The organism is Microbacterium sp. A20 (genome assembly GCF_004794515.1).
Taxonomy (GTDB): Bacteria; Actinomycetota; Actinomycetes; order Actinomycetales; family Microbacteriaceae; genus Microbacterium.
The window spans coordinates 1-21486 of the sequence record NZ_SSDF01000081.1 but is presented as its reverse complement, the minus strand read 5'-3'; the positions used below and the strand labels follow the sequence as shown (position 1 = coordinate 21486).

At 68.8% G+C, this 21486-nt stretch carries 22 protein-coding genes; 12 read left to right on the top strand and 10 right to left on the bottom strand.

Translation table 11 applies throughout. The annotated features are described in order from the left end of the window. The first annotated feature begins 63 nt into the window (after positions 1–63). The 5 genes from arsB (at position 64) to DW298_RS11675 (ending at position 4243) form a co-directional block, all read left to right on the top strand. Positions 64–1194 carry an ACR3 family arsenite efflux transporter gene (arsB, locus tag DW298_RS11695; protein ID WP_136042649.1) on the top strand — a complete coding sequence of 377 codons (1131 nt, stop codon included), beginning with the start codon at positions 64–66 and terminating at the stop codon, positions 1192–1194. After that, complete coding sequence (locus tag DW298_RS11690; protein WP_136042648.1) at positions 1191–2210, top strand: metalloregulator ArsR/SmtB family transcription factor; 1020 nt, start codon at positions 1191–1193, stop codon at positions 2208–2210. The genes arsB and DW298_RS11690 overlap by 4 nt, the downstream gene beginning before the upstream one ends. After that, entirely contained in the window at positions 2207–2614 is a 408-nt protein-coding gene (locus DW298_RS11685) for an arsenate reductase ArsC (protein ID WP_136042647.1), read from the top strand. Before DW298_RS11690 ends, DW298_RS11685 begins: the two co-directional genes overlap by 4 nt. A 175-nt stretch (positions 2615–2789) precedes the next feature. Then, entirely contained in the window at positions 2790–3374 is a 585-nt protein-coding gene (locus DW298_RS11680) for a hypothetical protein (RefSeq protein WP_136042646.1), read from the top strand. A gap of 116 nt (positions 3375–3490) precedes the next feature. Further along, the gene (locus DW298_RS11675) at positions 3491–4243 is read left to right on the top strand and encodes an SDR family NAD(P)-dependent oxidoreductase (protein WP_136042645.1); all 753 of its coding nucleotides are present in this window, start codon (positions 3491–3493) and stop codon (positions 4241–4243) included. Positions 4244–4390: 147 nt separating this feature from the next. Here DW298_RS11675 and DW298_RS11670 read toward each other — a convergent pair whose 3' ends face one another. Next, complete coding sequence (locus tag DW298_RS11670) at positions 4391–4717, bottom strand: hypothetical protein (protein ID WP_136042644.1); 327 nt, start codon at positions 4715–4717, stop codon at positions 4391–4393. A 127-nt stretch (positions 4718–4844) separates the two neighbouring features. Beyond that, on the bottom strand, positions 4845–5303 hold the full coding sequence (locus tag DW298_RS11665) for a MarR family transcriptional regulator (RefSeq protein ID WP_136042643.1): 459 nt from the start codon (positions 5301–5303) through the stop codon (positions 4845–4847). Positions 5304–5432: 129 nt separating this feature from the next. Between DW298_RS11665 and DW298_RS11660 the strand changes: the two genes are divergently transcribed. Continuing rightward, positions 5433–5675 carry a hypothetical protein gene (locus DW298_RS11660; protein ID WP_136042642.1) on the top strand — a complete coding sequence of 81 codons (243 nt, stop codon included), beginning with the start codon at positions 5433–5435 and terminating at the stop codon, positions 5673–5675. After that, a complete protein-coding gene (locus DW298_RS11655; protein WP_136042685.1) occupies positions 5675–6226 on the top strand; it encodes a MarR family transcriptional regulator in 552 nt (183 codons plus the stop codon). The genes DW298_RS11660 and DW298_RS11655 overlap by 1 nt, the downstream gene beginning before the upstream one ends. Before the next feature lie 3 nt (positions 6227–6229). Here DW298_RS11655 and DW298_RS11650 read toward each other — a convergent pair whose 3' ends face one another. From DW298_RS11650 to DW298_RS11640, 3 genes are all read right to left on the bottom strand, one after another. Then, on the bottom strand, positions 6230–6547 hold the full coding sequence (locus DW298_RS11650; RefSeq protein WP_342589075.1) for a metalloregulator ArsR/SmtB family transcription factor: 318 nt from the start codon (positions 6545–6547) through the stop codon (positions 6230–6232). Then, entirely contained in the window at positions 6544–7026 is a 483-nt protein-coding gene (locus DW298_RS11645) for an SRPBCC family protein (protein ID WP_136042641.1), read from the bottom strand. The genes DW298_RS11650 and DW298_RS11645 overlap by 4 nt, the downstream gene beginning before the upstream one ends. 306 nt (positions 7027–7332) lie before the next feature. After that, complete coding sequence (locus tag DW298_RS11640) at positions 7333–8556, bottom strand: MFS transporter (protein WP_136042640.1); 1224 nt, start codon at positions 8554–8556, stop codon at positions 7333–7335. Positions 8557–8654: 98 nt separating this feature from the next. Here DW298_RS11640 and DW298_RS11635 point away from each other — a divergent pair, with 98 nt between their 5' ends. Next, entirely contained in the window at positions 8655–10214 is a 1560-nt protein-coding gene (locus DW298_RS11635) for an SDR family oxidoreductase (RefSeq protein WP_136042639.1), read from the top strand. Between the two features lie 132 nt (positions 10215–10346). On the opposite strand, the gene DW298_RS11630 is transcribed toward DW298_RS11635, so the two are convergent. The 4 genes from DW298_RS11630 to map all read right to left on the bottom strand — a co-directional run bounded on the left by DW298_RS11630 (position 10347) and on the right by map (position 15795). Beyond that, the gene (locus DW298_RS11630) at positions 10347–12347 is read right to left on the bottom strand and encodes a BCCT family transporter (protein ID WP_136042638.1); all 2001 of its coding nucleotides are present in this window, start codon (positions 12345–12347) and stop codon (positions 10347–10349) included. A 205-nt stretch (positions 12348–12552) separates the two neighbouring features. After that, positions 12553–14244: an AarF/UbiB family protein gene (locus tag DW298_RS11625; protein ID WP_136042637.1), complete on the bottom strand. Its 1692-nt coding sequence runs from the start codon at positions 14242–14244 to the stop codon at positions 12553–12555. A 45-nt stretch (positions 14245–14289) separates the two neighbouring features. Then, positions 14290–14922, bottom strand: a complete 633-nt coding sequence (locus DW298_RS11620; RefSeq protein ID WP_136042636.1) for a PadR family transcriptional regulator — start codon at positions 14920–14922, stop codon at positions 14290–14292. Positions 14923–15021: 99 nt separating this feature from the next. Continuing rightward, positions 15022–15795: a type I methionyl aminopeptidase gene (gene map / locus DW298_RS11615; protein WP_136042635.1), complete on the bottom strand. Its 774-nt coding sequence runs from the start codon at positions 15793–15795 to the stop codon at positions 15022–15024. A gap of 69 nt (positions 15796–15864) precedes the next feature. On the opposite strand from map, the gene DW298_RS11610 reads away from it, so the two are divergent. From DW298_RS11610 to DW298_RS11595, 4 genes are all read left to right on the top strand, one after another. Then, complete coding sequence (locus DW298_RS11610; RefSeq protein WP_136042683.1) at positions 15865–16143, top strand: helix-turn-helix transcriptional regulator; 279 nt, start codon at positions 15865–15867, stop codon at positions 16141–16143. 222 nt (positions 16144–16365) lie between these two features. Beyond that, positions 16366–18003, top strand: a complete 1638-nt coding sequence (locus tag DW298_RS11605; RefSeq protein WP_168429536.1) for a glycosyltransferase family A protein — start codon at positions 16366–16368, stop codon at positions 18001–18003. Positions 18004–18131: 128 nt separating this feature from the next. Next, positions 18132–18620, top strand: coding sequence for a DUF2975 domain-containing protein (locus DW298_RS11600; protein ID WP_136042633.1), 489 nt, complete (start codon positions 18132–18134; stop codon positions 18618–18620). Continuing rightward, the gene (locus tag DW298_RS11595; protein WP_136042632.1) at positions 18620–18847 is read left to right on the top strand and encodes a helix-turn-helix transcriptional regulator; all 228 of its coding nucleotides are present in this window, start codon (positions 18620–18622) and stop codon (positions 18845–18847) included. Before DW298_RS11600 ends, DW298_RS11595 begins: the two co-directional genes overlap by 1 nt. Before the next feature lie 64 nt (positions 18848–18911). Here the strand turns inward: DW298_RS11595 and DW298_RS11590 are convergent, their stop codons facing one another. Beyond that, positions 18912–21128: a chitobiase/beta-hexosaminidase C-terminal domain-containing protein gene (locus tag DW298_RS11590; protein WP_136042631.1), complete on the bottom strand. Its 2217-nt coding sequence runs from the start codon at positions 21126–21128 to the stop codon at positions 18912–18914. Positions 21129–21486: the final 358 nt, after the last annotated feature.

The following is a 21486-nucleotide window of genomic DNA, read 5'->3' as shown; positions in this document are numbered from 1 at the left end:
ACCATCGGGTGAACTCCGCCCAGGTCGGTTGCCCTCGATATCGATGGATGTCAATATAGACACATGTCGATTCAAGGCCTCGCGAGCACGGGAACCACTCCTACCGCCGCTCCGCCCGCACGCCGCCTGTCGAACCTCGACCGATGGCTGCCGCTCTGGATCGGTCTGGCCATGGTCGGCGGCATCCTCATCGGGCGGTTCATCCCGGGGGTCTCTGGACTTCTGGCGAGCCTCGAGGTCGGTGGGATCTCGATCCCCATCGCGCTCGGCCTGCTGGTGATGATGTACCCGGTGCTCGCGAAGGTCCGCTACGACAGGGTCGCCGCCGTCACGGGAGACAAGAGGCTGCTCGCCTCGTCGCTGGTGCTCAACTGGCTCGTCGGCCCGGCGTTGATGTTCGTCCTCGCGTGGGCGCTCCTCCCCGACCTGCCGGAGTACCGCACCGGCCTCATCATCGTCGGGCTCGCGCGCTGCATCGCCATGGTCGTCATCTGGAACGACCTCGCGTGCGGCGACCGCGAGGCGGCGGCGGTGCTCGTCGCCATCAACTCGGTCTTCCAGGTGATCGCCTTCTCGCTGCTCGGCTGGTTTTACCTCACGGTCGTTCCCGGCTGGCTCGGTCTCGACGCGCAGGGGCTGGACATCTCGATCGGGCAGATCGCACTGAACGTCGTGATCTTCCTCGGCATCCCCCTCGTCGCCGGTTTCGCCTCGCGATTCATCGGCGAGCGCACGAAGGGACGCGACTGGTACGAGGAGAGCTTCCTGCCGAGGATCGGACCCTGGGCGCTCTACGGCCTGCTGTTCACGATCGCACTGCTGTTCGCCCTGCAGGGCGAGCAGGTCACGAGCCGACCGTGGGACGTCGCGCGGATCGCGCTGCCACTGCTGGCGTACTTCGCGATCATGTGGTTCATCGGCCTCTTCACCGGCAAGGCGCTCGGGCTCGGTTACGCGCGATCGACGACACTCGCATTCACCGCCGCCGGCAACAACTTCGAACTCGCCATCGCCGTCGCCATCGGCACCTTCGGCGCGACGTCCGGTCAGGCTCTCGCGGGGGTCGTCGGCCCGCTCATCGAGGTGCCCGTCCTCGTCGGACTCGTCTACGTCTCACTCTGGGCGGCCCGCCACTGGTTCCACACCGATCCGTACACCGCCGCCCCGTACACCGCCGAGAGGATGCCGTCATGAACGTCACGCTGACCACCACGGATGACACCTGCAGCCCCGTCGCCACCCATGCCATCGGGCTGGAGGCAGCCTCGTCCGTGGCGTCAACGCTGAAGGCGCTGTCGGATCCGCTGCGGCTGCGGATGCTGTCGGCCATCGCCTCGGACCCGCGCGGAGAGTCGTGCGTCTGCGACTTGGCCGAGCTCGCCGAGGTCTCCCAGCCCACGGTCTCCCACCACCTCAAGGTGCTGAAAGACGTCGACGTCCTCACCTCGGAGCGCCGGGGAACCTGGGTCTGGTACCGGATCAACCCGTCCCGACGCCGCGCCGTCACGGCTCTGCTCGATTCGTTCGCTCCCGCCTCGGTCGCGCCATGGAGTGCCTCCACTGACGACGATCAGCGACGGCCCGACTTCGACGCCCGGGTCACCCGTCTTGCGGATGAGCTCGCCGCAGAGGTACCCGAGCTCGATCACGACGTCGTGCTCACCACCGTCCGCGAGTCGTACACCGCACTTGCACGGAGCGCCCGCGTCACCTCGGCGCTCGTTCCCCTGACCGAGCGCTTCGCCCGCCAGCGCCTCGCCGATCTCACCCGTGACCGCGACACTTCCGTGCCCCAGGTGCTGTTCGTCTGCGTCGCAAACGCCGGGCGTTCGCAACTCGCCGCCGCGCTCGTGAACACGCTGGCCGCCGGCAAGGTCATCGCACGCTCGGCAGGGTCGAACCCCGCCGACGTCGTCCACCCGCACGTCCGCTCGCTGCTCGCCGAGATCGAGGGCGATGCCGCCGCCGAGCGTTTCCCGAAGCCCCTCACCGACGACGCCGTGCGCGCGGCCGATGTCGTCATCACCATGGGCTGCGGCGACGTCTGCCCCATCATCCCCGGCGTCCGCTACGACGACTGGGCGGTCGGCGACCCAGCCCTCGCCTCACGCGAGGGCGTCGAAGCCATCCGCGACGACATCGCCGGGCGCGTACGCGCACTCGTCGACGACCTTCTCCCTGACCACACTTCTCCGAAGGAGCAGCCATGACCGACACGACCACCAAGCCCTCCGTGCTCTTCGTCTGCGTGCACAACGCGGGACGGTCGCAGATGGCCGCCGGATTCCTCCGCGACATCGCCGGCGACCGCATCGAGGTCCGCTCCGCCGGCTCCATGCCCGCCGACCAGATCAACCCGATCGCCGTCGCGGCGATGGGCGAGCTCGGCATCGACATCACCGCCGAGCAGCCCAAGGTGCTGACGACCGAGGCCGTGCAGGCATCCGATGTCGTCATCACGATGGGCTGCGGCGACGCCTGCCCGTTCTTCCCCGGCAAGCGCTATGAAGACTGGAAGCTCGACGACCCGGCCGGTCAGGGCATCGACGCGGTCCGGCCCATCCGGGACGAGATCAAGGCGCGCATCGAGCAGTTGGTGAGCGAGATCGTCTAGCAGTCGCGCGCGTCCGCACCGAGTCAACCGCAGGCGCGATCCGGTGAGGCGATCGCACGGGCAGACCTCAACGCGGGGAGAACCGGCCGGACCTGTCGACTATTCGGGGCGCCGGGTCTACCGTGGACGCAAAAGCGCAGGGGGGACTTGCGCCACGCATCCGGAGGAGTGCACCATGTCCGAACCCGCCGAGAACACCTCGCCTGGCACCACCCGCCGCACGATCCTCAGGGCTTCAGCCTGGTCTCTGCCCGTCGTCGCCGTCGCACTGGGCACACCCCTGGCCGCGGCCAGTACGCCCATCTTCGACATCATCGTCTTCTCGGGACCCGAAGGCAGCGAGATCGGCGCGACGAGCCCCGATGGCCTGCAGGCGTTCACCCTGCAGCTCCCTTCGCAGTTCGACGTCCTGGTCGAGGACCGCGGGGAACGCGTCATGCTCCCGCCGGGGGCGACGGTGCAGGTCAGTTTCGACACGAGGCTTCTCGGCGATCTCGTTCTGGAGATCTTCAACAACGGTCCCGCCCAACCGATCTCGTCGGACGTTCAGGGAAGCGTGCAGACAGTGACCTTCATCCTGCCGTTCGAGTTCGACAAGGTTCTTCTCCTGCCGTCGTTCGGCATCGTCAGAGACGGAGAGTGGGTCCCGGATGCGAACCCCTACACCGTGATCGTCATGTCCCCGCCCGGCGTCGACGAGCCGAACCTCGGGAACAACTCCCTCACGATCTTCCCCACCTATGCGCCCACCACCCCGTGACCAGACGCATCCATTCACATGAATCCATCACCGATATTCAGGCGTAGGCTGGAGAGAAGGACGGACCGTCCGAGAAGATCTCCCGGCACCGTGCCCGCCCGGAAGTGGAGTCCCTCGTGGCTCAGTACGACGTCTCGAACCGCTCGGCGATCGTGACGGGAGCAGGCAGCGGAATCGGACGCTCGACCGCCCTCCTGCTGGCGAAAAACGGCGCATCCGTCGTGGTCAACGACCTGAACGCCGAGCACGCGAACGCGGTCGTCGAGGAGATCCGCGCGGCGGGCGGCATCGCGGAGGCCTCGGTCGGCGATGCGACGGATGCGGCCTGGATCGCCTCCTCGATCGAACTCGCGAACTCCCTCGCGCCGCTCCGCATCGGCGTCAACAATGCCGGCATCGGCGGCGCTTCCGCCCCCACCGCGGAGTACGAGGACGAGGCCTGGGACAAGGTCATCGCGATCAACCTCAACGCGGTGTTCCGCAACATGAAGGCGCAGATCCCGTCGATCCTCGCGAACGGCGGCGGATCCGTCGTGAACATCGCCTCGATCCTCGGCAGCGTCGGCTTCGCCGGATCGCCCGCCTACGTCACGGCCAAGCACGGCGTGGTCGGCATGACCAAGTCGGCCGCGCTCGAGTACTCGGCGCAGGGTGTGCGCGTGAACTCGGTGGGCCCCGGCTTCATCGACACCCCGCTGTTGGCGACCATGGGCGAAGAAGCGAAGGACTTCCTGGTGTCGAAGCACCCGATCGGACGCCTGGGCCAGGCCGACGAGGTCGCGAACCTCATCGTGTTCCTCGCCAGCGATGCCGCGAGCTTCGTCACCGGCAGCTACCACCTGGTCGACGGCGGATACACCGCTCTCTGATCGAATGGCATCCGGTCCCGGGACCCGATTCCCGGTGACCGGATGCCATCCACAGCGACGTACCCCCCGAAACGTCGCTGTGCACCTCCCGCCCGCGGGCCGCACCGCTTTGCCCAGGATGCGCCGGCGGAGGAGGCGAGTCTGAAGTCAGGCCACCGCGTGCATCGACGGGAACGCGGACGACAGCGGCGAGAAGTCGATGTCGGTGAGGTCCAGTCCCCCGGCCGTGCTCGCCGCGGCCATCATCTTCACCAGCAGCGGCCGCTCGAGCTCGATCTCCTCATCGAGCGTGAAGCGGACCGGGATCGACGCATGCATCCACAGCGTCTCGGTCGCCGCACGCGGTGTGCGCAGTGTGAGCGGAAACGACTCTCCGCGTCGCAACTTGGTGACGGTGACGAGCCGCAGGTGCGCGAGCACCCGATCGTCGACCTCCACGATCTGCGATTCACTGGCGTAGCTGAGCTGACCCATGGCACCTCCTCGAGAAGTAACTTCGACGATTAGATTACTAGTTTAACTAGCTAAATGGTAGCCGAGAGTTTTGAGGCCTCTCCAATGGGATGAGGCTTCCGGAGACTGAGGCTCCTGGATGCCGGTACTAGCGCGGAGACGACTCGGCGAGGTCGGAGATTTCCTCCCTGAGGCGTCGGAGGAACCGAGAGATCACGGAGAGCTGCTCCGGCGTGAACTCGCTCTCGATGCCTGCCACCCGCCGGGAGATCTCGTCCGCGGGGGAATGCAGGTCGCGCAGCGAGGTGCGCAGGATCTTCGACCGCGCGTCGTCCGGGTGCACGGAGACGACGACATGCCCGCGCGCAGTGAGCCGACGGATCAGGGCGGTGACCGCTGCGGTGCTCACACCCAGATGCGCGGCGAGATCGCCGGGCGTGACCGGTCGGTCGGCCGGCGCATCTGCGATGAACCCCATGGCGGCGCGATCGGTCTCGTTGGGCTGGCGCTCCGCAGCGAGGCGGCGTCCGAGCCTGGCGTCCACGCGGCGCAGAGCTTCGACTTCGCGCGCGAGTTGCGCCGTCGCGATCTCCAGCTTCGTCCCCATCACACCTTCGCCTTTCCCCGGCGGCCCATGTTACCTCGATCGTCTGATTACCGGATCGTCTAGCAAAATCGACCGACCATCAGGCCCTTCCGGCGATGAGAGGATGGAATCACGATGAGAAGGGACGTCATGGTCGAGCCCATAGACCTCAAGGACGAGCGGTACATCGGCTTCGCCGATCTGCTGGATCACCTCCACACGCGGTTCCCCGCCGTATCGCGGGATCGCATCGCGCGCATCATCGAGGCCGAGAACGACGCCATCACCGGCGGGTTCCTCCTCGTCGTCCCCGCCGAGGTGGCGACCGGCGCGACCGAGATGCTCGAACTCAGCACGTCACGTGCCCTCAGCGATGAAGAGGGAGTGGCATGATGGCCGAGCCTCAGGACTACGCCCGCTCGGGATACTGGTACCCCGACGGCAAGAGCGCGAGCACCATCGACGTGCTGAACATGCTGCGCCGCTACCGGGCAGCGGAGACCGCGATGCGCGAGCGCACCCGCATCTCGATGGGCATGAACGAGACCGACCTCATGGCGCTGCGATTCCTCCTGCGCGAGCAGCGCGCCGGCCGGATCGTGCGAGCGATCGACATCGCCCGGATGCTCAACATCTCGACCGCCTCGACGACCACGCTCATCGACCGCCTCGAGAAGGGCGGCCACGTCCGCCGCGAGGCGCATCCCACCGACCGGCGGGCCGGAGTCGTCGTGCCGACCGTGAGCAGCGACGAAGAGGTGCGTGCCACGCTCGGGGCGATGCATCACCGCATGCTCACCCTCGTCGACGAACTCTCCGACCAGGAGCGGGCCGTCGTCACGCGGTTCCTCGCCGGGATGACCGCTGCGATCGAAGAGGCATCCGACCTCGACGAGGAGCTGCGCGACGTGATCCGCGACCAGGCGGCGCCCGAGGCGGAGTGAGGCCTACAGGCCTTCCGCGATCTCCTTGATCGCGGCGAGGCGGCGGTCCCACTCGCGCCCGATCACGTCGAGCTTCGTCGCGGTGGCGGAGAGCTCGGCGCCGACGACCCGGAAGCGCACTTCCCGACCGACACGCACGGGTTCGACCAGGCCGACCTCCTGCAGCACGGCGAGGTGCTTCGCGATGGCCTGTCGCGACACCGGAAGGCGCCCGGCGAGGGCGGATGCCGAAGCATCCCCCTCACCGAGAGCCGTCAGGATGCTCCAGCGCGTCTCGTCCGCGAGCGCCGCGAACATGGGCAGCAGGGTCTCTGTGGTCACGCTTCGCCTTCCACCAGAGCGACCATCTTGTCGAGCTCCAGGTCCCAGCCTGTGCGGTGCGACTCGAGGTTGGCACGCGGGTCGGACGTGCGCTCGAAGCCGCTCTCGACGACCGTGAGCCTGGTGCCGCCGTCGGCCTCTTCGAGCGTGAAGGTGAAGACGGTCGAGGTCGCCTCATCGATCGCATCCGGGAGCTTGCCGAGGGCGTCGTCGTTGTTCCAGCGGTAGCTGATGCGCCGCGGCTCGTCGTACTCCTCGACCCGCAGCGGGATCACGTCGTAGTCCGGGAACGTCATCGTGCCGGTCGCCCCGACACCGGTGCCGTCGAGCACGGTGCGCCCGAACCAGCGGGAGACGTGCTCGGGCTCGGCCACCGCTCGCCACACCTTCTCGACGGGTGCCGCGATCTGGATGCTGCGCCGGATCGAGAAGGTCTCCTCGTCGACGACGGATGCCTCGTTGTGGGTCATGTTCACCATGATGGGTCCTTTCCGGGTTTCGCGCTGGCCGGTCGACCAACTGCAACTCCAGAGTTGCACACTGGTCAGCGTGACGCAACCCCCGGGTTGCAGATGTGCGGCATCCGTCTCGGCATCCGTCCACTTGTCGGGAGATTTCGCAGATGCAGGACGAAACGCCGCAGATCCGTCCTGCATCCGTGCATCCGTCCGACATCTGTACCGGGACAGGACGGGACGGGCGGATGCCGGATGCCGGATGCCGGGACAGGACAGGACGGGCGGACGCCGGGACGGGACAAGCCGGGACGGGACGGATGCCGGCGGCTAGTCCCGCGGGCGGCGCTTCTCCAGGAACCCGGCGAGCAGCACGGCGACGAGGGCGGCGACCGGGGCGACGAGCAGCCCGGCGCGCAGGCTCTGGGTCTCGGCGATGTACCCGACGAACGGCGGCGACAGCAGGAACCCGAGGCGCAGCAGCCACGACACGACCGTGAGTCCGACGCCCGCCCGCAGCCCCGGCAGCTCGTCGGCGGCATGCATCGCCGCGGGGATGAGGGTCGCGATGCCGAAGCCGACCGCCGCGAATCCGAGGATCGTGCCCGGAACGGTCGGGAAGGCGAGCGCGAGCGTCATGCCCACCGCCGCGATGATGCCGCCCACCCGTGCGACCCAGCGCTGTCCGAACCGGTCTGTGAGCGGGTCGCCGAGCATCCGTCCGATGAACTGCGCGCCGACCAGGGCGATGAAGCCGAGCGGGGCGATCGCCGCGGCGGCCCCCAGCGAGTCGGCGAGGTACAGGGTCGCCCAGGAGTTGCCCGCATCTTCGGCGACGGCTCCGGCCATCGCGATGAGGGTGAGCGCGATGATCGCGATCACGGTGCGCGGGGTCACGTGACGACGCAGCGCCCCCGTCACCTCAGTCGGCTCGGCGGCGGCATCCGGCTCGGACTCGTCGTCGCGGCCGGGGAGGCAGAACCGCAGGGCCACGAGGGCGACGGTCGCGAACACGGCGGTCGAGATGCCGAGGTGCACGCCCAGGGGCAGCTGCAGGGCGATCGCGACGGCAGCCATCGCCCCGCCGATCACGGCGCCGATCGACCAGATCGCATGGAAGCCGTTGATGATCGACCGCCCGTAGCGCCGCTGCACGCGGAGGCCGTGCGCGTTCTGGGCGACATCCGTGATCGCGTCGGATGCTCCGCCGAGGAACAGCGCCACAGCGAACAGCACGCCCGAGGGCGCGAGCGCGGCCGACAGCAGGCCGATGCTCGTGAGCACGGTGCCGATCACGGCGATGCGCGCCGAGCCGAACCGACGGATGAGCACGGCCGCGAGAAGGCCGGCGGCGATGGCTCCCGCGGGGAAGGCGGCGATCGCGAAGCCGTAGCCGAGGTTGTCGAGCCCGAGCCCGGCCTTGATCTCCGGGTAGCGGGGCAGGATGTTCGCGAACAGCGCCCCGTTGGTCAGGAACAGGGCGGAGACGGCGATACGCGCGCGCCGGGACGCCCGGTCCGGAGCCGTTCGTCGAATCGATTCGATTGAAGCCATGTCTACGATCGTAATGGCACGGCGCGCACTCCATATCCGCCCGCGCTCCTCGCCACAACCCCGTCCCCATCACCCCGTGTCGGTCGTACTCTCGACCCATGGCTCAACTCACCCAGCCCACCGGCCGCGAAGAGGCGCTGCGCGCCGTCCCCCGCGACGACGGATCGGCGCCGCGCGCGCTCGTGCTGGGCGCGACTGGATATGTCGGCGGGCGACTGACCCCGCGGCTGCTGAACGCCGGCTACCGGGTGCGAGTGCTGGCGCGCGACGCCGCCCGCGCGGCGTCGTTCCCCTGGGGTCCCGACTGCGAGATCGTCGAGGGATCGGCCGACGATGCGGATGCCGTGGCCGCAGCCATGGACGACGTCGACGTCGTGTACTACCTGATCCACTCGATGACCGCCGGCAAGGGCTTCGAGGAGAGCGACGAGCGCGCGGCGACGACGGTGGCCGAGGCCGCGGCTCGCGCGGGTGTGCGGCGCATCGTGTACCTCGGCGGGCTGCATCCGGATGACGTGAAGCTGTCACCCCATCTGCGGTCCCGCGTGCGCGTGGGCGAGATCTTCGTGCAGTCCGGCGTGCCGACGCTCGTGCTGCAGGCGGGCGTCGTGATCGGGTCGGGGTCGGCCTCGTTCGAGATGATCCGCCACCTCACCGATGTGCTGCCGTACATGCCGGCGCCGAAGTGGGTGCGCAACCGCATCCAGCCGATCGCCGTGCGCGACGTGCTGCACTATCTGCTCGGCGCGGCCCGGGTCGACGCCGACGTGAACCGCGCGGTCGACATCGGCGGGCCCGACGTGCTGCGCTACGGACAGATGATGAACGGCTATGCGGTCGAGGCCGGTCTCCCCCAGCGGGCCATCGCCGCGCTGCCGGTGCTCACGCCGGGGCTCGCCTCGCACTGGGTGAACCTCGTGACGCCCGTGCCGCGCTCGATCGCTCGGCCACTCGTCGCTTCGCTGCAGAACGAGTGCATCATGAAGGACCACGCGGTCGACGAGCTGATCCCGCAGCCGGAGGGCGGCCTGACGCCGTATCGGCGAGCCGTCGACCTGGCGCTCGGCCGGGTCGACGCCGACGCGATCGAGACCAGCTGGCAGGATTCCGAGGTCTCGGGCGCTCCCAGCGATCCGCTGCCGAGCGACCCGGACTGGGCGGGTCGCACCGTCTTCACCGACGCCCGCACGCTCGTCACCTCGGCATCCGTCGACCGGCTGTGGCCGGTGATCCTGGGCATCGGCGGCACGAACGGGTGGTACTCGTCACGGTTCCTGTGGGCGGTGCGCGGGCTGATGGACCGCGTGGTCGGCGGCGTGGGACTGCGACGGGGTCGCCGCAGCCAGACCGTCGCCCGCGTGGGCGACGCGATCGACTTCTGGCGCGTCGAAGCGGTCGAAGAGCCGGGAGCTGCGACCGAGTCCTCGCCGGCGAGCGGTGGGCTGCTGCGCCTCCGCGCCGAGATGAAGGTGCCCGGTGAGGCCTGGCTCGAGCTGCGCGCACTCCCCGAAGCCGCGGGCGCGCGCTACGAGCAGCGGGCGATCTTCTTCCCGCGCGGGCTCACCGGACGCCTGTACTGGCTCGCCGTGCTGCCCTTCCACGGACTGATCTTCGCCAGCATGGCATCGCGCATCACCCGCACGGCTGAGAACTCCTAGCGCCGGGGAATCACGACTCCCGCGGGCGCAGACCTTCGCCAGATCAGGCGATCCCGCCGATTCAGGCCAATCCGCGATGAATCCGCCTGTTCTCGCAGGATCGCCTGATCTCACGCGCGCCTCGCGAGCGGATCAGTCCGCGCGGGGCCGCTCCGGCTCATCCGCCGCTGCATCCGGCGCTGCATCCACCGTCGCCGCCGCGTCGACCACGGCATCCACCTGAGCCGGCGGGATGATGTCGATCGCCTCGGTGGCTGCCTCGTAGACCTCGGCGAGGCTGTCGTCGACGGTCGACTCGTCGATCCAGGCAAGGTCGTCCTCGGAGTGGTCGTACTCGACGGGCACGAGCGCGAAGTCGTCGCCGTATTCCTCGAGTCCCGACATGACGCTGTGGCGCACGGCGGCCCGGGCGTAGCGGTCGCGCAGGATCAGCGGATCCCGCCGCAGATCCTTCATGAACGCGATCATCATGAACCCCATGATGATCGCGAACGGCAGCGCGGCGATGATCGTCACGTTCTGCAGCGACTTGAGGCCGCTCCCCTCCTCGCCGGTGACGAGCAGCACGGCCGCGATCACACCGACCAGCACGCCCCAGACGACCGCGACCCAACGTGCGGGCTCCGGGCGACCCTGCTGCGAGAGGGTGCCCATCACGAGGGAGGCGGAATCCGCGCCGGTGACGAAGAAGATCGCGATCAGCAGGATGAGCACGATGCTCGTGATGAGTCCGAACGGCAGGTTCGCGAGCACGCCGAACAGCACTTCCTCCGGCGGGTCGACGGCGAGGTTCGCACCGTCCATCTGCTGCTGGATCGCCGTGGTGCCGAAGATCGCGAACCAGATGAGCGAGATGACCGAGGGCACCACGATGACCACGGACACGAACTGGCGCAGGCTCCGGCCGCGCGAGATCTTCGCGATGAACATGCCGACGAACGGCGACCACGAGATCCACCACGCCCAGTAGAAGATCGTCCAGCTCGACAGGAACGTCTGCGCCGCCTCGCCCTGCGACGCCGAGCGGCCGATCATCTGCGGCAGGTCCCCGATGAACTGCACGGCGACCGACGGGATCACGTTGAGGATGAGCAGCGTCGGTCCGACGAAGAACACGAAGAACGCCAGCAGCAGGGCGACGACGGCGTTGATGTTCGACAGCGCCCGGATGCCCTTGGAGACGCCCGAGACCGCCGAGGCGATGAAGCACGCGGTGAGCACGGCGATGACCGCGATGAGGATGCCGTTGCCGAGCGGACCGGCGCCGCTGACGATCTCGACGCCGTGCCCGATCTGCAGGGCGCCGAGGCCCAGGGATGCCGCGGTTCCGAACAGCGTGACGATGATCGAGAAGATGTCGATCGTGCGGCCGAGGGGTCCGGTCGTGCGGCCCTCACCAAGCAGAGGGGCGAAGATCGAGGAGATGAGCGGGGTGCGTCCGCGGCGGTAGGCGCCGTAGGCGATGGCGCCGCCGACGAGTGCGTAGAACGCCCAGGCCTGCGGACCCCAGTGGTACAGCACCTGGGTCTGCGCCGTGTGCATCGCATCGAGGGTGTTCGCCTCGACGGTTCCCGGCGGCGGGTTCTCGAAGAAGGTCAGCGGCTCGGCCGCACCCCAGAACACCAGGCCGATGCCCATGCCGGCGGCGAACAGCATCGAGATCCACGAGAACATCGAGTACTCGGGCTCTTCGTCGTCGCGGCCGAGAGGGATGCGCCCGTAGCGGCTGAAACCGACGAACAGCATGAACACGAGGATGACCGTGGCGATGGTCGTGAAGAAGAACCCGAAGTACTCCACCACCCAGCCGAGCACGGCCGTGGTGGTGCCGGAGAGGTTGTCGCCGGCGAAGACACCCCAGGCGATGAAGGCCACGGTGAGGGCGACCGCGACGCCGAACACGAGCGGGTCGGTGCGGTAGGTGCGGCCGGTCTCCTCGACCGAGACGCCGGGCACGAGGGCCGGGTGCACGCTGCGCGGCGGGACGGCGGCGATGTCGCGGACGATCTTCTTGGCGGCCTCGGTGGCCTTGGCCGGGAGGCGGTTCACGCCCGTGCCGACGGCATCCGTACGCGGGCGCTGGGGGGTGCTTCCTGCGGAGCGTGCGGGCAGCTTCTCGTCAGGGGTCTCCATGGCACACCATCCTGTCACGCGATATACCGATGCGTGGGTGCGAAAACCGAGGCCACCCGTGTGGATGCCGCGTTTCCCGGGCGTGCCGGATCAGGCCGTCACGCGGAATCAGGCGGTTTCTGTCGCAAACTGCCTGATGCCGCGCGATCGCCTGATCCCACGGCCGGAATCCAGCGGCGACGCTTCCCGCCCGGGCGTGCCGCGACTAGCGCGGGCCGCGGCGACCGACGCCGGCGAACACGGAGTGCAGCAGCGGCAGGGCCGAGACGCAGATCAGGGTGATGCCCAGCGGCGGCAGCGAGGGGACGAGCAGTGCCCCGCCGACGAGCATCGCCGCGAACAGCACGCCCGAGGCGATGCGGCGCGCGATGCCCTCGAGACGGTCGAGGCGCCGCTCCAGACGCGAGGTGTCGAACGACACATTGCCGTCGTCGATGCGGGTGATGATCCGGTCGATGCGTCCGGGCAGCTGCCAGGTGGTGCTCATCGTGTCCATCGCCTGCGTCGCGAAGGCCTGCACGATGTTGCCGCTCTCGTCGCGCAGCAGCCGGCCGGCGTAGGGCTCGGCGGCATCCCACACGTTGAACGCCGGATCGAGTCCGCTGCACATGCCCGACGTCAGCGAGACCGCGCGGATGAGCAGGAGCATGTTCTCGGGCAGCTGCAGCGGGAGCGAGCGCACCATGTCGCCGAACTCCTCGGCGAAGTCGCGGAACTCCCGCGGATCGACCTTGCTCAGCTCGGCGAATCCCATGCCGCCGAAGCGGGCGAACAGCGCGGTCAGGGCTCGTTCGAGCTCATTGGTGTCGGCCGAAGGGAGCAGCACACCGATCTCCTGCGCGGCGGCGACGAGACCGCGGCTGTCGCGCCCGGCGACCGCGATGAGGAGGGTGCGCAGCCCATCGCGGAGGCTGTCCGGCACCTCGGCCATCATCCCGAAGTCGATGAACGTGAGCTGGAATCCCCCGGGCACCGAGGCGACGGGCGTCACGAAGATGTTGCCGGGGTGCGGGTCGGCGTGCACGAAGCTGTGCGTGAACACCTGGTCGAACATGACCTCGGCGAATACGGCGGCCACCTCGGACGGGTCGATGCCGGCGGCACGCAGCGCATCCGTGTCGTTGATCTTGATCGCGGTGACGTCGGAGAGGGTGAGCACGCGGCGAGTCGACCGCTCCCACACGATCTCCGGAGCGGCCACGCGCGGGTCATCGGCGAAGTTCTCGCGGAACCGCTCGGCGCTCGCGGCCTCGTGCAGGTAGTCGATCTCCTCGAGGCTGGTCGCGGCGAACTCCTCCACGAGCGCGGGGGCGTCGACACGATCGGCGACGATGCGCACACGGGTCAGCCAGCGCGCGACCCGACGGAGTGCGGCGAGGTCCACCGCGACGATCCCGTCGATGCCCGGACGCTGCACCTTGACCACGACCTGGTCGAGGCCGGTGTCGGCGGCGTCGAGCTCGGAGAGCCGGGCCCGATGCACCTGGCCGAGGGATGCCGCCGCGACCGGGGTGTCGTCGAACCACGCGTACGCGCGCTCGAGCGGGATGCCGAGTTCGGCTTCGGCGAGCGCGCGGATGGCCGCGGTCGGCACGGCCGGAACCTCGTCCTGCAGGCCCTCGAGCTCTTTCGTGATCTCGGGCGGCAGCACGTCGAGGCGCGACGACATGAACTGCCCGACCTTGATCATGAGGCCGCCGAGCTCCACCGCGAGCGCATGGAAGCGACGCGCGAACGTCTGCATCCGCTGCCCTCGTGTGCGCTCGGAGATCCGGCTCATGCCGAAACGCGGGAGGACGAGCTCGAACCACCAGATCTTCAGGAACTCGCGGCCCGCGAACGACACGATGCGGCGGTACCTGGCGCGGTGCGCGCCCTGTGCCGCGGCATCCGTCATCGCATGGTCCTCTCGCAGGCCCTCACCCGATGCCGCACTGTGCGGTCAGTCCTGCGCGAGGATCGAGTACAGCCTACGGCGGGCCTCGTCGAGGATCTCGATGGTCTGCTGCACCTGCTCGGGCGAACCACTGCGACCGACCTGCGCTGCCGCGGCGGCGAGGTCGACGCCCGCCTTGGGCAGGGCGCTGAAGCGGGCGTTGTCGCGGTTGCCGTCCTTGCCCGACGACTCCCAGGGAGCCGGGGTCTCGGAGCTCTCGTCGGCGACCGCACGGCCGGCCTCGGTGAGCGAGTAGGTCTTGCGGCCGTTCTGCTCCTCGGCTTCGATGAGTCCTTCATCGGCGAGCAGCTGCAGCGTCGGGTACACGGAACCAGCGCTGGGCTTCCAGGTTCCACCGCTGCGCTCGGCGATCTCGTTGATGATCTGGTAGCCGTGCATCGGCTTCTCGGCGAGCAGGGAGAGCACGGCCGTGCGCACATCGCCGCGGGCCATGCGCGAGCCGCCGGACGGGCGGGGCTCGAACGACTTGCGGAGCTGGTCCATCGCCTCGAAGATCGCGGATGCCGGACCGCCGGGGCCCGTGCCGAAGCCGGCGCCGCCGAAGAGGCTGCCGGGGCCGCCGTTGTTCCCGGAGCCGCTGTTGCCGCCGAACGGGTTGGAGGGGAATGCGTTGTTCATGATGACCTCCTGCTGGGGTTGAACGATACTCAACGATATGTCGTTCATGCTGAAGGTGGGGTGTGAGTTTCGTGAACTCCCGTCAGCGCGCGGGCAGCGTCAGAACCTCGGCAGCGTCAGGATCTCGGCACCGTCCGCGGTGATCGCGATCGTGTGCTCGGTGTGCGCGGTACGGCATCCGGTGGCGCTCCGCAGGGTCCAGCCGTCATCGTCGGTGCGCAGCACATCGGTGTCGGCCATGATCCAGGGTTCGAGCGCGAGCAGGAGTCCCGGGCGCAGTGTGTACCCGCGGCCGGGCCGGCCGTCGTTCGCGATGTGCGGGTCCTGGTGCATGGTGGAGCCGATGCCGTGGCCGCCGAACTCGAGGTTGATGGGGTAGCCGGCATCGTGCAGCACCGTGCCGATCGCGTGCGACAGGTCGCCGGTGCGGGCACCAGGGCGAGCGGCGGCGATGCCGGCGGCGAGCGCACGCTCGGTCGCCGCGATCATCGCGACGTCCCCTGCCGCCGGGTTGCCTCCGACAACGAAGCTGATGGCCGCATCGGCCGAGACGCCACGCAGGGTGACGGCCAGGTCGAGAGTGAGCAGGTCTCCCGGCCGGAGTGCGTAGTCGTGGGGCATGCCGTGCAGCACGGCATCGTTCACGGCGGTGCACACGTAGTGCCCGAACGGACCACGGCCGAACGAGGGTGCGTAGTCGACGTAGCAGGAGTCGGCGCCGGCATCCTCGATCAGCTGCTTCGCGCTGCGGTCGAGGTCGAGCAAGTTCACGCCGACGTCGGCGAGGGATTTCAACGTCTGCAGGATGTCGCCGACGAGCGCGCCGGCCGCCCTCGCGCGCACGAGCTCGTCGGCGTTCAGGATCTCGATCATGGGCCCTCTCTCCGTTGGTACCAATAACTATCCCGGTAATACTATCCCGGTATTAGTATGGGCGTCATGATGGTCCGGATGCCGCTCACCCCCGCCGAGCTCGAGCGGGGCGAGCGCCTGGGCGCCCTGCTGCGTCGAGCCCGCGGCGAGCGGTCGATGCTGAGCATCGCGCTCGACGCCGGCATCTCCCCCGAGACCCTGCGCAAGATCGAGTCCGGACGCGTGGCCACCCCCGCCTTCTCGACGATCGCGGCGATCGCCGGCGTGCTCGAGATCTCGCTGGATGCGGTCTGGGCCGAGGTCGGTTCCCGCACGGACGACGCCCCGGCTCGCCGCATCGCATCCTGAGTCGGACGGCTTTCCGCGCCGGACCCCTCCGGGGCACTGCCGTGGCTGCCGGATCACTGCCGGGGCCACTGCGCAGTTCTGCATACCCGCCCGCGAAGCGCAAGCCTGGTGACCCCCACAGGAACTCGTGTTTAGCTCGGGAGATTGTCGGACTTGGGGGAGTGAGACGTTTTGTCACAGAGCATTCAGCCGGAGAGCAGCAGTCGCGGGAACAGCATCCGCGTGAGCGTCGTGGTGCCGGTGTTCCGGCCGGGGCCATCGTTCGATGACCTCATCGCATCGCTGGATCGGCAGACACTCGACCCCGGCGCGTTCGAGGTACTGCTGTGCGATGACGGCTCGGGCGAGCCGACCGGTGAGCGCCTGGCCGCCATCGCCCGCACACGTCCGAACGTGCGGGTGCTCTCGCTGGAGCACTCCGGGTGGCCCGGAATGCCGCGCAACCACGGCATCGATGCGGCCCGAGGGAAGTACGTGCAGTTCGTCGACCAGGACGACTACCTGTTCGACGGCGCGCTCGAGAAGCTGTGCGACTACGCGGACGCGAACGCGTCCGACGTCATCGTCGGCAAGGAGGTGGGGATCGGCCGCCCACTGCCGAGCCGGATCTTCCGCAAGGACATCCCCCGGGCGACGCTGGGCACCGATCCGCTGCTCGAGATGCTCACACCGCACAAGATGTTCCGCACGGCGTTCCTGCGCGCGAACGACATCCGCTTCCCCGAGGGGCGTGTGCGGCTGGAGGATCACATGTTCGTGATGCAGGCGTACTTCGCCGCGTCGACGATCTCGATCCTCGCGAGCGAGCCCTGCTACGCCTGGGTGAAGCAGCCGGGCAGCGCGAGCTCCGCGCGGATCGAGCCGGAGACCTACTTCCCGCACCTGGAGACCGTGCTCGACATCGTCGAGGCGCACACCGAGCCGGGACGCCTGCGCGATCGACTGCTGCGGCACTGGTTCCGCGGCAAGATCCTCAAGCGCATCGCGGGACGGCGCATGGTCAACTACCCCGACGAGTATCGCGACCGCCTGCTGGATGTCGTGGTCCCGCTGACGCAGCGGCGGTTCGGGCCGGGCGTGGATGCCGGTCTCGGGGTCGCGAACCGGATCCGCGCGGCACTGCTGCGGGCCGATCGTCGTGACGACCTGGTGCGTCTGGCCGAGTTCGAGGCGGGCCTGGAGTGCCGCGCGACCGTGACAGCCGCGCACTGGTCGCGGGGCGGCGGGCTGCACCTCACGCTTCGCATCGACATCACGCAGGGCGGGAAGGATGCGCTGGTGTTCGAGACATCCCGCTCGGATGCACCTGCTCCCGGTGCGCGGAACGTCGGCGTGAGCGGCACCGACGCGAGCACCGCCGGCGCGGGCACTCCCGCGGCGACGTCCCCCGGCGCCAAGAAGATCACGCGGCTGACGTCGCTGCCCCTGTCGTCTCTCGAAGGGCTCCCCGCGAATCTTCTGGTCGTGGATCGCGAGCTTCGCAACGATCGTGTGGATCTGATCCTCCGCGACGGGCCCGGCACCGAGCGCGTCCTCTCCGGCCGCCGTCCCCGCGACCTCTCCGCCGTCGCCGTCTCGATCGATCCGGTTCGCGCGTTCGAGCGCACGGACGAGTCCCGAGGCGGCCCTCTCAGCGTCAAGGTCCGCCGGGCGGGGTGGACATTCGACGTGCCCCTCGAGGCCGATCCCACGGTGCTCGATCGCGTCGGCCGCTCGCCGATCCTGGCGGGGCGCAGCTGCACGGTCGCGGTGGGCGAGGGCGGCACGGTGGAGCTGCACCGCGAGTGGCCGGGCGGCGGATTCAAGGATGCTGCGGGGCGGGCGGTTCGCCGCATCCGTCGCGCCGTGCGGCGGCACTGACCGTTCCGTCGCGGTCCTGACACGACCGCCCGGCGGCACCGGCCCCGCCCTCACTCCGCCCGCCCCTCGGCTTGCTCCATCGAACGAATAACGATAGATTCCTGTTGTTCTTCGATGAAGGAGTGGGCATGGGGAAGACGACGATCGTCGTTCTGCGCATCGTGATCGCGGTGGCGCTGCTGGGTTCGGTGGCGGTGCAGGCGCTCATCGTGCCGCTGCTGTGGCTCGACCTCGCCGAGGAGGAGCTGTGGGGCCGGATCGTGCTGGTGTCGCTCGTGGTGCTGGGCGTCGGCACGCTGCAGGTGTTCGGGGTGTGCGTGTGGATGCTGCTGACGAGGGTGCGGCGCGGGTCGATCTTCTCGGAGTCGTCGTTCCGCTACGTCGACGTGATCATCGGCGCGATCCTCGTCGCCGCGGTGCTCACGTGGATCCTGGCTGCACTGCTCGCGCCGGGGGCGACGGCGCCGGGGGTCGTGGCGCTGATCGGCGGCGCCGGGGTCGTGCTCGCCGGGATGGCACTGCTCGTGGTCGTCATGAAGGCGTTGCTGCGACAGGCGATCGACCGCGAGGCCGAGGCGCGAGCGCTGCGCTCCGAGCTCGACGACGAGGTGATCTGATGCCGGTGGTGGTCGACATCGACGTGATGATGGCGCGACGGAAGATGAGCGTCGGCGAGCTGGCCGCGCGGATCGGGATCACGCCGACCAACCTCGCGGTTCTGAAGAACGGGCGCGCGAAGGCGGTGCGCTTCACGACGTTGGACGCTCTGTGCGCGGTACTGGAGTGCCAGCCGGGGGATCTGCTGCGGTGGGAGCCGGACGAGGTTGATGCCGGACGCGGTTGATGCCGACAAGACCGGTTGACGCACGAAGCCCCGCGGAACACCCGCGGGGCTTCGCGTCGATCGATCAGCGCAGCACGAACTCGACGGTCGTGACGTTGCCGGCGACGTCGTGGACGAGGAGGGTGTTCTCGCCCTTGACGCCTCCGAACGTTCCCGGCTTCACGAAGTTGAGGTCGGACCAGGCGTTGTTCGAGAGGTCCTTCCCGACGCCGTTGAGCTCGAGCCGGTCGATCTTGCCGGCGTCGTGGAGCTTGAAGCTGACTTTGTCGTAGCCCGCTGCATCGCCGACGGTGAACGAGTCGCCGGTCTTGACGGTCACGGTGGGGGCCGTGGCGTCGACGGTGAGATCGAACGTCGAGGTCTTCGAGATGTTGCCCGCGGCGTCCTGCGCGTTGTACTTGATCGTGTACGCCCCGTCGGGGAGCGTCACGGTCGCGACGTGCGAGCCGGTGGTGCCGGTGGCCTTGGACTGCGTGCTCTTGACGAGCGTGCCTCCCTGGTAGATGTTCGCGACGATGCGGGCAAGTCCCACCTCGTCGGTCGCGTCGACGCGGATGTCGATGGCCTTCGACGGACCGGCCGTGGTCGGACTGACGAGCGTCACCTGCGGGCGGGTGGTGTCGGGCACCTGTCCGGCGACGAACGAGACCGTCGTCTTCTCCGAGCGGTTGCCGTACATGTCGACGGCGGTGACCTCGGCGATGTAACTCGTCCCCTTGGTGAGGGTGATGAGCGGGGCGTCGGCCTGGCGTCCGTTGCGGATCGCGAGCGGGATCTCGAGGACGCTCGGGCGCGGCGCGATCTGGAAGTCGGCGAGCACCTTCGCGCCGGCGCGGATCGGCAGCGCCTCGACGCCGGTGGCCGCGTCGCGGACCCGCACGTCATAGCCGTAGACGGACTCGTCGTCGGTCGCAGCGGGCACTCGGAGGATGTCGGCGCCGGATGCGGTCACGGTGTGCTCGGGCGCACCCTGCTGAACCGGTGCGACGTTGTCACGGGCGGCCGCGGTGTGGTCGAAGTTGGCGCGCACCTCCTCGGGCGTCGTGCCGTCGAGGCGGACCGTCCAGGTCGGACCTGCGAGCGTGCCGGCGCTGGCGAAGGGGTAACCGGCCTGGTACGCACCCCAGGCGCCGTTCGTGTAGGTGCGATCCTCGTCGGCGGCGAAGTTGATGCGGTCGATCTCGGTGCGGTCGGCGTATACCTCGACGTACAGGGCCTGCGCCGTGGGGATCGTGAACTCGTCCCAGAGGGCGTTGCCGTAGATCTGATACGCGTCGTGCGGGGTCTCGGTGTACGACATGGATCCGTCGTTCACGGCCGTGAAGCCGCCCTGCCAGATGGAGCGCTCGTCGTTCAGGTGCAGGTGCGAGTGACCCGAGAAGTAGACCGCCTGCGGGTATCCGGAGAGGTCGGCGGTGAGGGTGGCGTTCGAGGCCTGCGCTCCGTCATAGACCGTGTTGGCGGTCGGGCGGTGGCCGACGACGAAGATCGGGGTGTTGAGGGCATCCGGCTCGGCGGAGAGCGCGGCGAGGCGGCCCTGGAGCCAGGTGCGCTGTGCGCCCGAGTAGCGCTCGGTGTCGATCACGAGGAACGTCTGGCCGTCGATCGTCTTCTCGTAGTAGCCGCCGGTCGCGTTCGGGAACCAGTCGCCGTAGTACTTCGCCATGTCGGCGTTGCCCACGTCGTGGTTGCCGTGCGACATCAGGATCGGGGTGTCATCGAGTCCGAGGCGGTCGATATTCTCGTCGAAGATCGTCTTCACGACCTGGTGATCGGGCGCGGTGTTGTTGTTGTTGTCGTTGATCTGGTCGCCGTTGGAGATGATCAGATCCGGGTCGGGGTTGATCGACGCGAGGGTGTCGAAGTGGCTCTTCCAGATGCCCCGGTTCTTCTCTGTGAGCGCCGACGTATGCACGTCGCTCATCACGAAGAACGAGGTGAGCGGCTTCTCATCGGTCTTGATGATGTAGCCCTCGATCTCGGCGGGCGAGGTCGCGCCGCCCTTGATCGAGACCGCGGCGAGGTTCGTCGTCTCGTCGATGACCAGTGGCTTCTTGTAGAGCGGGCTCTTCGCGGTCGGCGTCGATCCGTCGAGCGTGTACCTGATCTGCGCGCCCTGTGGCGCGGTGAGCGTGACGGTCTTCGACTCGGTGAATCGGCCGCCGTCGTGACTGAATGTCGGTGCCGCGAGCTCCTCGGCGGCGTTCGCCGCCGTGAGGGGGAATGCGACGGCGGCGGCCACGGCCGCGAGCGTGCACACTCCTGCGATCTGTCTCTTCACTTCATCCTCTTCCACGTGTGTATCTACGACGCACCGCACCGGCGCTGAGACGACGCTAGGGAGCCGTTCCAGCCGGGGAGCGGCGAAAGCAGGAACGTTAGGTAAACAACTTTGCGGTCAGTGGCCGGGATCCTCCGAAAAGAAGTGAATACAAGATCACGGTGCTGCTCCGCCGTTCCCTGCCGACGGACACGCCGCGCCGCGAACGCTCTCCGGAGCGCGGCGTGCTGGCCAGTCGACGACCGCTCGCCGGAGCCGGGTCACGCGGACCGTCACGCGGCGGCCACTCGCCGGAGCCAGGTCATGCGGCGATGTCGAAGCGGGCGCGTCCGCCGAGTCGTGGGGTGCGGGTGGGGTC

Excerpts from the sequence above, each read along its gene's own strand:
- arsB (WP_136042649.1), top strand. The coding sequence starts at position 64 with ATGTCGATTCAAGGCCTCGCGAGCACGGGAACCACTCCTACCGCCGCT.
- DW298_RS11690 (WP_136042648.1), top strand. The coding sequence starts at position 1,191 with ATGAACGTCACGCTGACCACCACGGATGACACCTGCAGCCCCGTCGCC.
- DW298_RS11685 (WP_136042647.1), top strand. The coding sequence starts at position 2,207 with ATGACCGACACGACCACCAAGCCCTCCGTGCTCTTCGTCTGCGTGCAC.
- DW298_RS11680 (WP_136042646.1), top strand. The coding sequence starts at position 2,790 with ATGTCCGAACCCGCCGAGAACACCTCGCCTGGCACCACCCGCCGCACG.
- DW298_RS11670 (WP_136042644.1), bottom strand. The coding sequence starts at position 4,717 with ATGGGTCAGCTCAGCTACGCCAGTGAATCGCAGATCGTGGAGGTCGAC.
- DW298_RS11665 (WP_136042643.1), bottom strand. The coding sequence starts at position 5,303 with ATGGGGACGAAGCTGGAGATCGCGACGGCGCAACTCGCGCGCGAAGTC.
- DW298_RS11660 (WP_136042642.1), top strand. The coding sequence starts at position 5,433 with ATGGTCGAGCCCATAGACCTCAAGGACGAGCGGTACATCGGCTTCGCC.
- DW298_RS11655 (WP_136042685.1), top strand. The coding sequence starts at position 5,675 with ATGGCCGAGCCTCAGGACTACGCCCGCTCGGGATACTGGTACCCCGAC.
- DW298_RS11645 (WP_136042641.1), bottom strand. The coding sequence starts at position 7,026 with ATGGTGAACATGACCCACAACGAGGCATCCGTCGTCGACGAGGAGACC.
- DW298_RS11640 (WP_136042640.1), bottom strand. The coding sequence starts at position 8,556 with ATGGCTTCAATCGAATCGATTCGACGAACGGCTCCGGACCGGGCGTCC.
- DW298_RS11635 (WP_136042639.1), top strand. The coding sequence starts at position 8,655 with ATGGCTCAACTCACCCAGCCCACCGGCCGCGAAGAGGCGCTGCGCGCC.
- DW298_RS11630 (WP_136042638.1), bottom strand. The coding sequence starts at position 12,347 with ATGGAGACCCCTGACGAGAAGCTGCCCGCACGCTCCGCAGGAAGCACC.
- DW298_RS11625 (WP_136042637.1), bottom strand. The coding sequence starts at position 14,244 with ATGACGGATGCCGCGGCACAGGGCGCGCACCGCGCCAGGTACCGCCGC.
- DW298_RS11620 (WP_136042636.1), bottom strand. The coding sequence starts at position 14,922 with ATGAACAACGCATTCCCCTCCAACCCGTTCGGCGGCAACAGCGGCTCC.
- map (WP_136042635.1), bottom strand. The coding sequence starts at position 15,795 with ATGATCGAGATCCTGAACGCCGACGAGCTCGTGCGCGCGAGGGCGGCC.
- DW298_RS11610 (WP_136042683.1), top strand. The coding sequence starts at position 15,865 with ATGGTCCGGATGCCGCTCACCCCCGCCGAGCTCGAGCGGGGCGAGCGC.
- DW298_RS11600 (WP_136042633.1), top strand. The coding sequence starts at position 18,132 with ATGGGGAAGACGACGATCGTCGTTCTGCGCATCGTGATCGCGGTGGCG.
- DW298_RS11595 (WP_136042632.1), top strand. The coding sequence starts at position 18,620 with ATGCCGGTGGTGGTCGACATCGACGTGATGATGGCGCGACGGAAGATG.